Origin of the sequence: Halopseudomonas sp. (assembly GCF_036961105.1) — a bacterium.
Classification (GTDB): domain Bacteria; phylum Pseudomonadota; class Gammaproteobacteria; order Pseudomonadales; family Pseudomonadaceae; genus Halopseudomonas.
Genome location: NZ_JBALWW010000008.1, coordinates 79,636 through 92,116 on the forward strand (window position 1 = coordinate 79,636; position 12,481 = coordinate 92,116).

Below are 12,481 nucleotides of genomic sequence, written 5' to 3' on the forward strand. Positions count from 1 at the left end.
ATATGCTCAGCGCTGACAAGGATCAGCCCGCAGATGTCTGCCTGCTGCTCGAAGGCACCTGGCCCTATGTGCGTGGTGGTGTATCCAGCTGGATTCACCAGATGTTGCTGGGGCTGCCGGAACTGCGCTTCTCCATCCTGTTTATTGGGGGTGAGCGCAGCAACTACGAACACATGTATTATCAGATGCCCGACAACGTCGTGCATTACGACGAGGTATTCATCGCCGAATCCTGGCAGCCGGGCCCGGTACCGACCGGCAAGGTGCCGGTAGCAGACCAGGCGCGTATGGAGCAGTTGTATCGTTTCTTTCATCATCCCGAAGCACCGGCCGATGATGAAGGCCAGGCGTTGCTGAAAACCCTGGTTTCCGGTGGCCTGACGGTGGATCAGGTGTTACGTAGCCGGGCCAGCTGGGATGTGCTCAGTGACGGCTATGTGCAGCATTGTACGGACCCTTCGTTCATCAACTACTTCTGGACCCTGCGCACCATTCAGCCGCCGGTGATCATGCTCGCCGAGCTGGCGCGTCGGTTGCCCAGGGCCCGCGTGGTACACGCGATTTCCACCGGCTATGCCGGGCTTCTGGGCGCCATGCTCAAGCAGCTTTGGGGTTGCCGTTTCATTCTCAGCGAACACGGCATTTACACCAAAGAGCGCAAGATCGACCTTGCGCAGGCCGGCTGGGTCGCCGAGAACCCCGACGAAGCCCTGAGCGGCAGCCTGGATCCCAGCGCGGGCTATATTCTCACCCTGTGGATTCGCTTCTTCGAACGAATCGGCCATTTGGTCTATGCCTGTGCCGATCCGGTGGTTTCGCTGTATGAAGGCAACCGCCAGCGGCAGATCAGAGACGGCGCCGAGGCGCAGCGCACGCGGGTGATCCCCAATGGCATAGACCTGCATCGCTGGGTGCCGGTGCGCGAACAGCGCGCTCCAGGCATAGCCCCAGTTGCCGGACTGATTGGCCGAATAGTACCGATCAAGGACGTGAAAACCTTCATCCGCAGCATGCGCTCGGTGGTCAATGCCATGCCCAATGCCGAAGGCTGGATCATCGGCCCCGGCGCCGAAGGTCCCGAATATGCGCGCGAGTGTCAGAGCCTGGTCAGCAGTCTGGGTCTGGCCGACAACGTCCGCTTCCTCGGCTTCCAGAACATTCAGGAAATCATGCCCAGGCTGGGCGTGCTGGTACTGACCTCGATCAGTGAGGCGCAGCCGCTGGTGATTCTCGAAGCCTGGAGTGCCGGCACGCCGGTAGTCAGCAGTGATGTGGGGTCATGCCGCGAAATGGTCGAGGGGGCCAGCGATGAAGATCGCGCTCTGGGCCAGGCCGGTGAAGTGGTGTCCATCGCCGATCCGCAGGCCACTGCCGGTGCCATCATGCGTTTGCTCGGTTCGCCGCAGCGCTGGCAGCACGCGCAGGCAGTTGGCTTGGCGCGGGTCGAGCGCTATTACAGCGATGAGCTGATGTTCGAGCGTTATCGTCAACTCTATCGTGCAGCACTGGAGGTTTCCTGAATGGCGGGTATCGGTTTTGAGTTACGCAGGATCCTGTCCAAGGATACCTACAGCTCCACCATGCGGGCCTATGTCTACGCCGGGCTGATCAGCTCTGGCCCCTGGGTGCTGTCGATTGTCAGCGTGATGCTGATTGGCTTGATGGGTATTGGCTATGTGGTGCCGGACGCGCTGGTGCGCCAGTTTCTGGTGACCGTCACCTATCTCATGGCCAGTTCACTGATCTGCACCGGCGGTTTGCAGCTGTTCTTCACGCGCTTTGTATCCGACCGCCTGTTCGAACAGCGCCGCGAGCTGATCACGCCAAATCTGCTGGGCATACTGCTGCTGGTGACGCTGGGGGCGGGCTTTCTCGGCACCCTGGTCATGTTGCTGCTATTCCCCGAACAGTCGTTCCTGTATCGGCTGCTGGTGCTGGCCAACTTCGTGACATTGTGCAATCTCTGGCTTGTGGTCATCTTCCTGTCCGGGATGAAGGCCTACAACCGTATTCTGCTGATCATGGCGCTGGGTTATGGCTGCATGATTCTCAGCGCCTTCTTCATGCGCAACCTGGGCATGGAGGGCCTGCTGCTGGCGCTGCTCATAGGTCACGCGACGCTGCTGTTCGTGTTCATGTTCGACATCGTGCGTGAATACCATGCTGAAAAGCTGGTGGCCTTCGACTTTCTCAACCGCCGCAATGTGTTTCTCAGCCTGCTGATTACCGGTTTTTGCTACAACCTGGGCATCTGGATCGACAAGTTCATTTTCTGGTTCAACCCCGGAACCTCGGAACACATCATTGGCCCGCTGCGCGCCTCGATGCTCTATGATCTGCCGATTTTTCTGGCCTATCTGGCGATCATTCCGGGTATGGCGGTATTTCTGGTGCGTATCGAGACCGATTTTGCCGAGTGGTACGCGCGCCTGTTTGCCGCCGTGCGTGAAGGCGAGACACTGCAGCATATCCGTCTGTTGAAGAACGAGATGACCTTGTCGATTCGTCAGGGGCTGAAGGAAATCTGCAAGGTCCAGGGATTGACCGTGCTCCTGTTGTTTCTGTTCGCACCGCATCTGTTCGAGCTGATCGGCATGTCGCCCTACTATTTACCCCTGTTCTATATCGACCTGATCGGGGTGAGCGTGCAGGTGGTGTTCATGGCGCTGCTCAACGTGTTTTTCTATCTCGACAAGCGTACGGTGGTGTTGAAGCTGTGCGTGCTGTTCGTGGTGCTCAACGCGCTCTTCACGCTGTTGAGCCTGTATCTGGGCCCTAGCTTCTTCGGCTACGGCTTCACGCTGTCGCTGGTGGTCTGCGTGATACTGGGTTTGTTGCAGCTGTCTGCGGCGCTGGACAGCCTGGAATACAACACCTTTATGCTGGAGCACTGAGTGTGGCGGCGGGCCGGGCAGGGCGCCCGGCCTGAAAAGGGCGACTCGGCGCCTTAGCGCTTCTTGTTGCGCAGCTGCTGCACCAGCCCCTTGGGCGGATGCTTGATCACCAGTGCATCGTCACCTTCGCGGTATTCCACGCGCTCGCCCAACAGGTGCGACTCGAAGCTGATGGACAGGCCATCGGCCTTGCCATAGAACCGCATGAAGTTGTTCAGCGTACGCTTGTCGGCCGGTATTTCCGGATTCAGCCCGTAGTCCTTGTTGCGGATGTAGTCGTAAAAGGCGCGTGGCTGCTCTTCATCCATTACCCCTGAGAGTTCCTCAAGCGCTACCTGCTCGCCAGCCCGGGCCTGGCTGCTGACGTAGCCGCTCATGGCCTTGGTCTTGTCCTTGACCAGCTGCGGCTCCATCGAGGCTTCACCTACGTAATCACTGAATGCCTGCAACAGCGTAGTGGTTTCCTCTTCCGGGTTGGAGCCCTCGACGCAGCCGATAAAATCACGGAAGTAATCGGAAACGCGCTTGCCGCTGCGTCCGCGAATAAAGGAAATGTAGTTTTTCGAGCTGCTGTTCTGCTTCCACTCGGTGAGGTTGATGCGCGCCGCCATGTTCAGGCTGGACAGATCCAGGTGGCGCGCGGCGGCCACGTTGAGATCGTCGGTGACGGTCACACCTTCGGTGTGGTGCAGTAGCGCGATGACCATGAACGCGGTCATGCCCTGACGGTAACGGATGAACAGTACGTGGCCGCCGAGCGCCAGATTGGAGCCTTCCATCAGGGTTTTCAGCTGCTCGCTGGCCTTGCTGGAAAACTCGACAAAATCCAGCTCCTGATCAATCAACCGCTGCAGCCAGCCGCTGAACGGATAGGCGCCGCTTTCTTCATGAAAGTAACCCCAGGCCTTGTTCGGCTTGCTGTTGTACGCTTCGATCAGGCCGGCCAGCAATTGCTCCAGCGCCTCGGAACTGGCGAGTTCGGCATCGCGCAGGGTCAGGCTGGCGGGTTGGCCGTCCGGCTTCTTGTGGATCTGGTGAACAATGCTGTTGTCGATCGGCATGATGATATATCCGGCGAAAGCGTAGGTAAGTCAGCGCCGACCGGAGTCGGCGCACAGGGGTACTACAGGCTGGCGATGTGCTTGCGCTGCTCGCTCAGCTGGGCCAGTGCCTGCTCGGCATCGGCCAGCTTGGCGCGTTCCTTGTCGATCACTGCAGGCGGCGCCTTGTCGACAAAGCCGGCATTGGACAGCTTGCCGCCGATGCGCTTGACCTCGCCCTCAAGACGGCCGATTTCCTTGTCCAGACGCGCCAGCTCGGCGGTCTTGTCGATCAGCCCGGCCATGGGTACCAATACTTCCAGCTCGCCCACCAGGGCGGTGGCTGACAGCGGCGCATCGTCGCCCTCGGCCAGCACGGTAACGCTGGACAGCTTGGCCAGCTTCTTCAGGAAGGTCAGGTTGTCGTTCAGGCGGCGCTGGTCTTCGCTGCCAGCCTTGCGCAGCAGCAGTTCCAGCTCCTTGCCGGGTGCCACGTTCATCTCGCCGCGAATGTTGCGTACGCCCAGAATCAGTGCCTTGAGCCACTCGATGTCGCCTTCGGCGGCGCTGTCGATGCGGTCTTCAGCGGCCACCGGCCAGGGCTGCAGCATGATGGTGGCGGTCTCGTCGGCCGGCTTGCGACCGGCCAGCGGCGCGATGCGCTGCCAGATCTCTTCGGTGATGAAGGGCATGAAGGGGTGCGCCAGGCGCAGGGCGGTTTCCAGTACGCGCACCAGAGTGCGGCGGGTGCCGCGCTGGCGCTCGGCTGGGGCATTCTCGTCCCAGAGTACCGGTTTGGACAGTTCCAGATACCAGTCGCAGTACTGGTTCCAGATAAACTCGTAGAGTGCCTGGGCGGCCAGGTCGAAGCGGAACTGGTCCAACTGACGGGTGACTTCGGACTCACAGCGCTGCAGCTGGGAGATGATCCAGCGGTCGGCCAAGGTCAGCTCTACTGGCTCGCCAGCCACACCACAGTCCTTGTCTTCGCACTGCATCATCACGTAACGCGCGGCGTTCCAGATCTTGTTGCAGAAGTTGCGGTAACCCTCGACGCGGCCCATGTCGAACTTGATGTCGCGGCCGGTAGAGGCCAGGGAGCAGTTGGTGAAGCGCAGTGCGTCGGTGCCGTAGGCGGCAATGCCGTCGGGGAATTCGGCGCGGGTCTGCTTCTCGATCTTTTCGGCCAGCTTGGGTTGCATCATGCCGCTGGTGCGTTTCTGTACCAGTGATTCCAGGTCGATGCCGTCGATGATATCCAGTGGGTCCAGCACGTTGCCCTTGGACTTGGACATCTTCTGGCCCTGGCCGTCGCGCACCAGGCCGTGTACGTAGACCGTCTTGAATGGAATCTGCGCCGTGCCGTCGTCATGCTTCATCAGGTGCATGGTCAGCATGATCATGCGCGCGACCCAGAAGAAGATGATGTCGAAGCCGGTGACCAATACGTTGGTCGGGTGGAAGGTCTTCAGCGCCTCGGTTTGCTCGGGCCAGCCCAGCGTCGAGAAGGTCCACAGCCCGGAGCTGAACCAGGTGTCGAGTACGTCTTCGTCCTGACGCAGCACGCCCAGTCCGCAGGCGGCAGCGGCCTGCTTCAGTTGGTCCAGGGTGGGCAGCTCGGATTCCGCTTCGTGATCGTTGGCTTCCAGCGCCTTGCGATAGGCTTCTTCTTCATCACGACCTACGTACACATTGCCGGCGGCGTCATACCAGGCCGGAATGCGGTGGCCCCACCACAGCTGGCGGGAAATGCACCAGTCCTGAATGTCGCGCATCCAGCTGAAGTACATGTTCTCGTACTGCTTGGGTACAAACTCGATGCGGCCGTCTTCTACGGCGGCAATGGCGGGTTCGGCCAGCGGCTTGGTAGAAACGTACCATTGGTCGGTCAACCAGGGCTCAATCACCACGCCGGAGCGGTCGCCCTTGGGCACCTTGAGCGCGTGCGGCTCGATCTTTTCCAGCAGGCCCAGGGCATCAAAGTCGGCGACTATCTTCTTGCGCGCCTCGAAACGGTCGAGCCCGGCGTAGGCGTCTGGCAGGCTGGCATCCAGCTCATTGTTGACGCTGCCGTCAATATTGAACACCTGTGCGGTGGCCAGCACGGCGGCGTTCTTGTCGAGGATATTGATCAGCGGCAGGCTGTGGCGTTTACCCACTTCATAGTCGTTGAAGTCGTGCGCGGGGGTCATCTTCACGCAGCCGGTGCCGAATTCGGGGTCGCAGTAGTCATCGGCAATGATCGGAATGCGGCGGCCGACCAGCGGCAGCTCAACGAATTTACCGATCAGCGCCTGATAGCGCTCATCGGTAGGGTTCACTGCCACGGCGCTGTCGCCCAGCATGGTTTCCGGTCGGGTGGTGGCAACAATCAGGTAATTCTTGCCGTCGGCGGTGGTGGCGCCGTCGGCCAGCGGGTAGCGCAGATTCCACAGCGAGCCCTGCTCGTCGTGGTTCTCCACTTCCAGGTCGGAAATCGCGGTGTGCAGTTTCGGATCCCAGTTGACCAGGCGTTTGCCGCGGTAGATCAGGCCATCTTCATGCAGGCGGACGAAGGCTTCCTTGACCGCTTCGGACAGGCCGTCGTCCATGGTGAAGCGCTCGCGGCTCCAGTCGACCGAGCTGCCCAGGCGGCGAATCTGACGGGTGATGGTGCCGCCGGACTCCTCCTTCCACTCCCAGACCTTGTCGAGAAACTTCTCGCGGCCCAGATCGTGCCGGCTGATGCCCTGGGCACCGAGCTGGCGTTCAACCACCATCTGCGTGGCGATGCCTGCGTGGTCGGTGCCTGGCTGCCACAGGGTGTTGCGGCCCTGCATGCGGCGGAAGCGGATCAGCGCATCCATGATTGAATTGTTGAAACCGTGGCCCATGTGCAGGCTGCCGGTCACGTTTGGCGGTGGCAGGGCGATGGTGTAGGACTCGCCAGAGCCCTGCGGAGCAAAATAGTTGTTCTGCTCCCAGGTCTGGTACCAGGAGGATTCGATGGCGTGCGGCTGGTAAGTCTTGTCCATGGGTGTGCTGGCTATCCGATTGAATATGGGCGATCAGCGCGCTCGCGCGGCTCGATTGGCCGCTGGCGAAGTGGGCGCAGAGAAAACCGCCATTATAGCGGTCAGGAGGGGGGATGGCCCAGCCCGCAGGGCTTATTTCAGCTGTTCACGCACTATCTGCTGCAGTTTGTTCTGCATGCGCTTGCGCAGCTCGTCTTCGATGGTCGGGATCAGATCGTCGATCACGCCCTGCAGTATCAACTGCGCTTCGGCCTGCAGGCGGGCTTCCATGCGCACTTCCCGCGCGCCGGCGGTAGGCGAAAGGGTGGGTGGTGGCGCTATCTGGCCGGCCAATAACTGATCCAGCTGCATGCGCTCTTCGGCCAGCTTGGCCAGCGAGGCATAGGGCAAAAAGGGGTTGTGCGCTTTGTCTTCCGGGCGTGGCGGCAGGCTGTAGGGCGGCGCGGTGTGGGCGCCGGAAGCAGCCGGAGACAAGGGTTCGGGGATGATGTCCTGCAGCAGCGGGATGTCTAGCTGATCGTCGGCCGAGGGTTGATGAGGGTCGTTCTGCTCATCCAGCAGGGTACGAATCGATTCCAGATCTTCCAGCAGTCGTGAGGGCTCCGAGGGGTCGCGCTGCTTCATGGGTCATCCTGCTGTCCGTATCTGATGAGACTGTAGAGGATAGCCCCGTTCCCGGTAGAAACGGAAGCGCTCGCGTGCTGGCACGCGGATAGCGTCCTGTTCCACCACTATTTCTGCCAAGCGCGCGAAGCGACTGAAAAAGCCGGGCGTGTCGTCGCTGAGATTGATCAACAGATCATTCGCAGCGCCGGGGTCTTCACCGCTGCCACAGACGACTGGCTCGCCGTTGTGATCTTCGCGCAGGGCATGGGGCAAAAAGGCTTCGCCGTTGAACGACCAGAGCAGCTCATCCAATCGCTCGGCAGCAGGCTGATCGGGGCAGTGCAGATAAACATGATGGCCCTTCTGCCAGGCCTTGTGTGCCAGGCGGCAGGCGTACTGCAGCCGGGTAGCTGGCTGGTCGCTGCTGAGCAGGTAGAAATCGATGCGGGTCATGGGGGGCAGCCTCAAGCTTCAAGCCTCAAGCTGCAAGCAAAAAACCGCTAGCGTGCGGCTTGAGGCTTGCAGCTTGCCGCTGCGGGTTCAGGCCTTGGCCTGATCCAGCAAGTATTGGGTCAGCAGTGGCACCGGACGGCCGGTGGCGCCTTTGTCCTTGCCGCCACTGGTCCAGGCGGTACCGGCGATATCCAGGTGCGCCCAGCGGTAGGCCTTGGCGTAGCGCGAGAGGAAGCAGCCGGCGGTAATAGTGCCTGCCTTGGGGCCGCCGATGTTGCCCATGTCGGCAAAGGGGCTGTCGAGCTGTTCTTGATATTCGTCAAACAGCGGCAGTTGCCAGGCGCGGTCGCTGGCCTGGTTGCCGGCGCTCAGCAGTTGCTCGACCAATTCGTCGTTGTTGCCCATCAGACCGGACGTGTGACCGCCCAGCGCGACCACGCAGGCACCGGTGAGGGTAGCAATATCCACGACGCTGGCGGGTTTGAAGCGCTCGGCGTACGTCAGGGTGTCGCACAGCACCAGTCGGCCTTCGGCGTCGGTATTGAGAATCTCGACAGTCTGGCCGGACATGGTGGTGACAATGTCGCCGGGTTTGGTGGCGGTGCCGCTAGGCATGTTCTCGGCGGAGGCAATCAGGCCTACCAGATTGATAGGCAATTGCATGGCAACCACGGCCTTGATTACGCCGAACACGGTGGCGGCGCCGCACATGTCGTACTTCATCTCATCCATGGTGGCTGCAGGCTTGATGCTGATGCCACCGGTGTCAAAGGTGATGCCCTTGCCAACGAGTACGTGGGGCTGATCCTTGGTCTTGCCGCCGTTGTAGCTGATGCGGATCAGCTTGGCCGGCTCTGCGCTGCCGGCGCTGACCGACAGCAGGGCGCCCATGCCCAGCGCCTTCATATCCTTCTCTTCGAGCACTTCGACGTCCAGCTCTTTATGTGCCTTGGCCAGCGCCTTGGCTTCCTTGGCCAGGTAGGTGGGGGTGCAGACATTGCCCGGCAGGTTGCCCAGGTCGCGGGTCAGGCTCATGCCCTGGCCAATGGCACTGCCCTGGCTGATGGCGCGCTTGAGCACAGTGCCGTCTGCCTTGTCGGCAGTCCAGAGCGCGATCTTCTTCAGTTTGGGCTTGTCGGCCTTTTTGCTCTTGAACTGATCGAACTGATAAAGGCTGTCATGGCAGGCCTCTACCAGCAGGCGCGCCTGGGCGTAGAGGTCGCGGTCCTTTACCGGCTGCGCGGTGAAGGCAAAAACGGCATCAGTGGCCGCGCCATCTTTCAAGGTGGTGATGGCTTTTTGCGCCAAACGCCGCCAGGCGCGGTCGCTCAGAGCTTCATCCTTGCCGCTGCCGATCAGCAACAGACGTTGCGCGGCAATGCCGGGCAGGGCAAATAACATCAGGCTGTGACCGGCTTTGCCGCTCAAATCCCCGGTCTTCAACGCGGCACTGATCTGCCCGCCGCACAGGCTATCAAGATGGGCAGCGGAGCCGCTCAGGGTTTTACCTTCGCTGACCGCCACTACCAGGCAGCCGCATTTGATGCTTTCCAGTGCGCCGTGCTTTACGTTGAACTCCATGGTGCTCCCCAAGACAAATCGTGTTGATTGACTGATAATACGGGCTCGATCCCGTGGGTGTCTGCTCAGCTTAGCGCTGTCAGAGGTGTCTGCTCTGCATTCTGGCCTATTAGCGCCAGCCCTTAAAGACCCGGAGCAAAGGAAGTTACTGTGATTGTTTTTCGCTATCTGAGCCGTGAGGTGTTGCAGACACTGGCTGCGGTGAGCGGCGTGCTGCTGCTGATCATCATGAGTGGGCGCTTTATCAAGTATCTGGCGCAAGCGGCTGCCGGGCAGCTCGACTCCGGCGTGCTCTTCATGATCATGGCTTACCGCCTGCCCGGCTTCATGGTGTTGATTCTGCCCCTTGGCCTGTTTCTCGGGATTCTTCTGGCCTACGGACGCTTGTATCTCGATAGTGAAATGACGGTGCTCTCAGCCACCGGCATCAGCGATCGCAAGATCATCGGCTACACGCAGGGGCCGGCCGTGCTGGTGATGCTGATTGTGGCCCTGCTGAGCTTCTGGATAGCCCCATCCGGGGTGCTCAAGACGCAGCAGCTGTTCAACCAGCAGGATGCCCTGACCGAGTTCGATACCCTGGCGGCGGGGCGCTTCCAGGCGCTGGGCAGCGGCCAGCGGGTGACCTATGCTGGCGGCCTGTCGGATGACCGCACCCAACTGGAAGACATCTTCATCACTGAGCGTCGCGGCGACGGCGAGGATTCCAAACTGGGTGTGCTGGTGGCCGCTACCGGTACGCAGCAATTGAATGTCGATGGCAGCCGCTACCTGGTACTCAACCAGGGCTTTCGTTACGAAGGTCAGCCGGGGGAGGCGGATTTTCGCACCATCGAATACGACACTTACGGCGTGCTGTTGCCCAAGCCCGAAGTGCAGACCGAGGTGACCGATCGCGAGGCCATGTCCACGCCGCAGCTGCTAAGCGAAGAGGGTCTGGATGAGCGCGCCGAGCTGCAATGGCGGATTGCGATTCCGCTGCTGGTACCGATTGTCGCCTTCTTCGCCGTGCCGCTGGCGCGAGTCAATCCGCGGCAGGGCCGCTTCCTCAAGCTGCTACCTGCGATTCTGTTGTACATGGCTTACCTGGCGTTGCTGATTGGTGCGCGGGGCTGGATGGAGGCGGGCAAGACGCCCGCCGCGCTGGGCCTGTGGTGGGTGCACGGGCTCTTTCTCGCGATTGGCCTGGTGCTCAATCGGCAGGCGCTGATGGCGCCCAGCCGCGCAGCGGGAGGTAAGCATGCGCAAGCTTGATCGGTATATAGGCAGCTCGGTGCTGCTCAGCATTGTCGTGGTCCTGGCGATTATCGTCGGGCTGGATCTGTTGTTTGCCTACATCAATGAGCTGGACGACCTTGAGGGTGGCTATGGCCCAATGCAGGCGTTGGTTTATGTGTGCCTGACAGTGCCGCGTCGTTTACATGATCTGTTGCCCCTGGCCGCGCTGGTGGGCTGCCTGGTTGGTCTGGGTACACTGGCGAGCAACTCCGAGCTGACCATCATGCGCGCTGCCGGTGTGTCCATTGCGCGCATTGTTGGCGCCGTCATGAAGCCTTTGCTGGTGTTGATGCTGGCGGGAATATTGATTGGCGAATATGTGGCGCCCTACACGGAAAATCTCGCCGAGAGCCGCCGCGCCATTGCCGAGGGCAGCAACGAAGCGGTCAAATCCAAGGGCCTTTGGCACCGCGAAGGCGATGACTTTATCCATATCAATGCGGTACAGCCCAATGGTGTGCTGCACGGTGTGACTCGCTATCGCTTTGATGATCAGCGTCATTTGCTGGAAGCCAGCTTCGCTCGGCGCGCGACTGTGCAGGAAAATGACTGGCTGATGGAAGATGTCAAAACCACACGTTTTGCCGACGACGGGCAGAGCGAAGTGCTGAGCACCTTCCAGGACCTATGGGATATCCATCTTTCGCCACAGCTGTTGCGGGTGGTGCTGCTCGATCCCGAGGTGCTGCCTCTGCAAGGCATCTGGCAGTACCAGTCCTATCTCTCAGCCCAGGGGCTGAACAACAAGCCCTACTGGCTGGCCTTCTGGAAGCGGCTGTTCCAGCCGCTGGCTACCGCTGCGCTGGTATTTGTCGCGATTTCCTTCATCTTCGGCCCGCTACGCTCGGTGACCATGGGGCAGCGCCTGTTTACCGGGGTGCTGGTGGGCTTCGGTTTTCAGATACTGCAGGACCTGCTGGGGCCTTCGAGTCTGGTGTTCGGCTTTTCGCCGCTTATCGCGGTGCTGCTGCCGATTGCGTTGTTGTTCGTGATCGGGGTCTTTCTGCTACGGCGGGCCGGCTGACCTGGCCTGGCTGAGCACTGCGCCGCCGGGCGCGGTGCTCAGCCAAGTTGGCGATTGGCGCTGCCCGCCAGTGTCAATCCTTGAAGGTGCCCTTGGGCAATACCACCAATTGCGTACCTGAGGCGATGTCATGCCAGCTGCGCGATTGCTTGTCCCATAACTGCCAGAAAAAGCCGAGACCGCCACAGAGCCAGGAAGCCTGACCGACCAGCAGGCGGATCAGTGCCTGTTTGCGCGTGATTGAGCGGCCGTCTGGTTGTTGCAAGCGGATGCGCCAGGCCTGCATGCCCAGCGTCTGGCCCTTGATGGTCCAGAACAGCAGATAAAAACCTATGGTAATCAGCATGACTATCAAGCTGAGCAGGTGGTCACCGACAAAGCCACCCGCGTCGGCCTGCTGATGCGCCGCAGCCTCGCCGTAGACGCCGATGTAGATACCCAGGTAGCCGAAGGTGGCGACCATGAGCACAGCCAACAACAGCATCAGATCGTAGCCGGCGGCTGCCAGGCGTCGAATCAGCCCGCAGGCCGGAAAATCTCCGGTCGGTTTCAGCAGTTTGACTGCCATGTCATCTCCCGATGGGTAATAGA

Annotated in this window: 10 protein-coding genes; 4 read left to right on the forward strand and 6 right to left on the reverse strand. The window is 60.7% G+C overall.

Annotation, left to right across the window (positions count from 1 at the left end; all coding sequences use genetic code 11):
• The first annotated feature begins 2 nt into the window (after positions 1-2).
• Together pelF and pelG are read left to right on the forward strand one after the other, a co-directional pair.
• Positions 3-1,520, forward strand: coding sequence for a GT4 family glycosyltransferase PelF (pelF, locus tag V7756_RS10125; protein WP_335610111.1), 1,518 nt, complete (start codon positions 3-5; stop codon positions 1,518-1,520).
• Positions 1,521-2,894 carry an exopolysaccharide Pel transporter PelG gene (gene pelG / locus V7756_RS10130; protein WP_335610039.1) on the forward strand — a complete coding sequence of 458 codons (1,374 nt, stop codon included), beginning with the start codon at positions 1,521-1,523 and terminating at the stop codon, positions 2,892-2,894. It abuts the gene before it with no gap.
• A 53-nt stretch (positions 2,895-2,947) separates the two neighbouring features.
• On the opposite strand, the gene yejK is transcribed toward pelG, so the two are convergent.
• From yejK to V7756_RS10155, 5 genes are all read right to left on the reverse strand, one after another.
• Positions 2,948-3,955, reverse strand: coding sequence for a nucleoid-associated protein YejK (gene yejK / locus V7756_RS10135; RefSeq protein WP_335610040.1), 1,008 nt, complete (start codon positions 3,953-3,955; stop codon positions 2,948-2,950).
• A gap of 62 nt (positions 3,956-4,017) precedes the next feature.
• Positions 4,018-6,948 carry a valine--tRNA ligase gene (locus V7756_RS10140; RefSeq protein ID WP_335610041.1) on the reverse strand — a complete coding sequence of 977 codons (2,931 nt, stop codon included), beginning with the start codon at positions 6,946-6,948 and terminating at the stop codon, positions 4,018-4,020.
• Positions 6,949-7,080: 132 nt separating this feature from the next.
• Positions 7,081-7,572, reverse strand: a complete 492-nt coding sequence (locus tag V7756_RS10145; protein WP_335610042.1) for a hypothetical protein — start codon at positions 7,570-7,572, stop codon at positions 7,081-7,083.
• Between the two features lie 3 nt (positions 7,573-7,575).
• Positions 7,576-8,007, reverse strand: a complete 432-nt coding sequence (locus V7756_RS10150; RefSeq protein ID WP_335610043.1) for a DNA polymerase III subunit chi — start codon at positions 8,005-8,007, stop codon at positions 7,576-7,578.
• A gap of 87 nt (positions 8,008-8,094) precedes the next feature.
• The gene (locus tag V7756_RS10155; RefSeq protein WP_335610044.1) at positions 8,095-9,588 is read right to left on the reverse strand and encodes a leucyl aminopeptidase; all 1,494 of its coding nucleotides are present in this window, start codon (positions 9,586-9,588) and stop codon (positions 8,095-8,097) included.
• A 150-nt stretch (positions 9,589-9,738) separates the two neighbouring features.
• On the opposite strand from V7756_RS10155, the gene lptF reads away from it, so the two are divergent.
• Positions 9,739-10,842: an LPS export ABC transporter permease LptF gene (gene lptF, locus V7756_RS10160; protein ID WP_335610045.1), complete on the forward strand. Its 1,104-nt coding sequence runs from the start codon at positions 9,739-9,741 to the stop codon at positions 10,840-10,842.
• Positions 10,829-11,890 carry an LPS export ABC transporter permease LptG gene (lptG, locus tag V7756_RS10165; RefSeq protein WP_335610046.1) on the forward strand — a complete coding sequence of 354 codons (1,062 nt, stop codon included), beginning with the start codon at positions 10,829-10,831 and terminating at the stop codon, positions 11,888-11,890. Before lptF ends, lptG begins: the two co-directional genes overlap by 14 nt.
• A gap of 73 nt (positions 11,891-11,963) precedes the next feature.
• On the opposite strand, the gene V7756_RS10170 is transcribed toward lptG, so the two are convergent.
• Positions 11,964-12,458 (reverse strand): RDD family protein, encoded by a 495-nt coding sequence (locus tag V7756_RS10170; protein ID WP_335610047.1) that lies wholly within the window; start codon positions 12,456-12,458, stop codon positions 11,964-11,966.
• Between the last annotated feature and the right edge of the window lie 23 nt (positions 12,459-12,481).

Coding starts and splice junctions, on each gene's coding strand:
- yejK (WP_335610040.1), bottom strand. CDS start 3,955: ATGCCGATCGACAACAGCATTGTTCACCAGATCCACAAGAAGCCGGAC.
- pelG (WP_335610039.1), top strand. CDS start 1,521: ATGGCGGGTATCGGTTTTGAGTTACGCAGGATCCTGTCCAAGGATACC.
- V7756_RS10155 (WP_335610044.1), bottom strand. CDS start 9,588: ATGGAGTTCAACGTAAAGCACGGCGCACTGGAAAGCATCAAATGCGGC.
- V7756_RS10145 (WP_335610042.1), bottom strand. CDS start 7,572: ATGAAGCAGCGCGACCCCTCGGAGCCCTCACGACTGCTGGAAGATCTG.
- V7756_RS10140 (WP_335610041.1), bottom strand. CDS start 6,948: ATGGACAAGACTTACCAGCCGCACGCCATCGAATCCTCCTGGTACCAG.
- V7756_RS10170 (WP_335610047.1), bottom strand. CDS start 12,458: ATGGCAGTCAAACTGCTGAAACCGACCGGAGATTTTCCGGCCTGCGGG.
- V7756_RS10150 (WP_335610043.1), bottom strand. CDS start 8,007: ATGACCCGCATCGATTTCTACCTGCTCAGCAGCGACCAGCCAGCTACC.
- lptG (WP_335610046.1), top strand. CDS start 10,829: ATGCGCAAGCTTGATCGGTATATAGGCAGCTCGGTGCTGCTCAGCATT.
- pelF (WP_335610111.1), top strand. CDS start 3: ATGCTCAGCGCTGACAAGGATCAGCCCGCAGATGTCTGCCTGCTGCTC.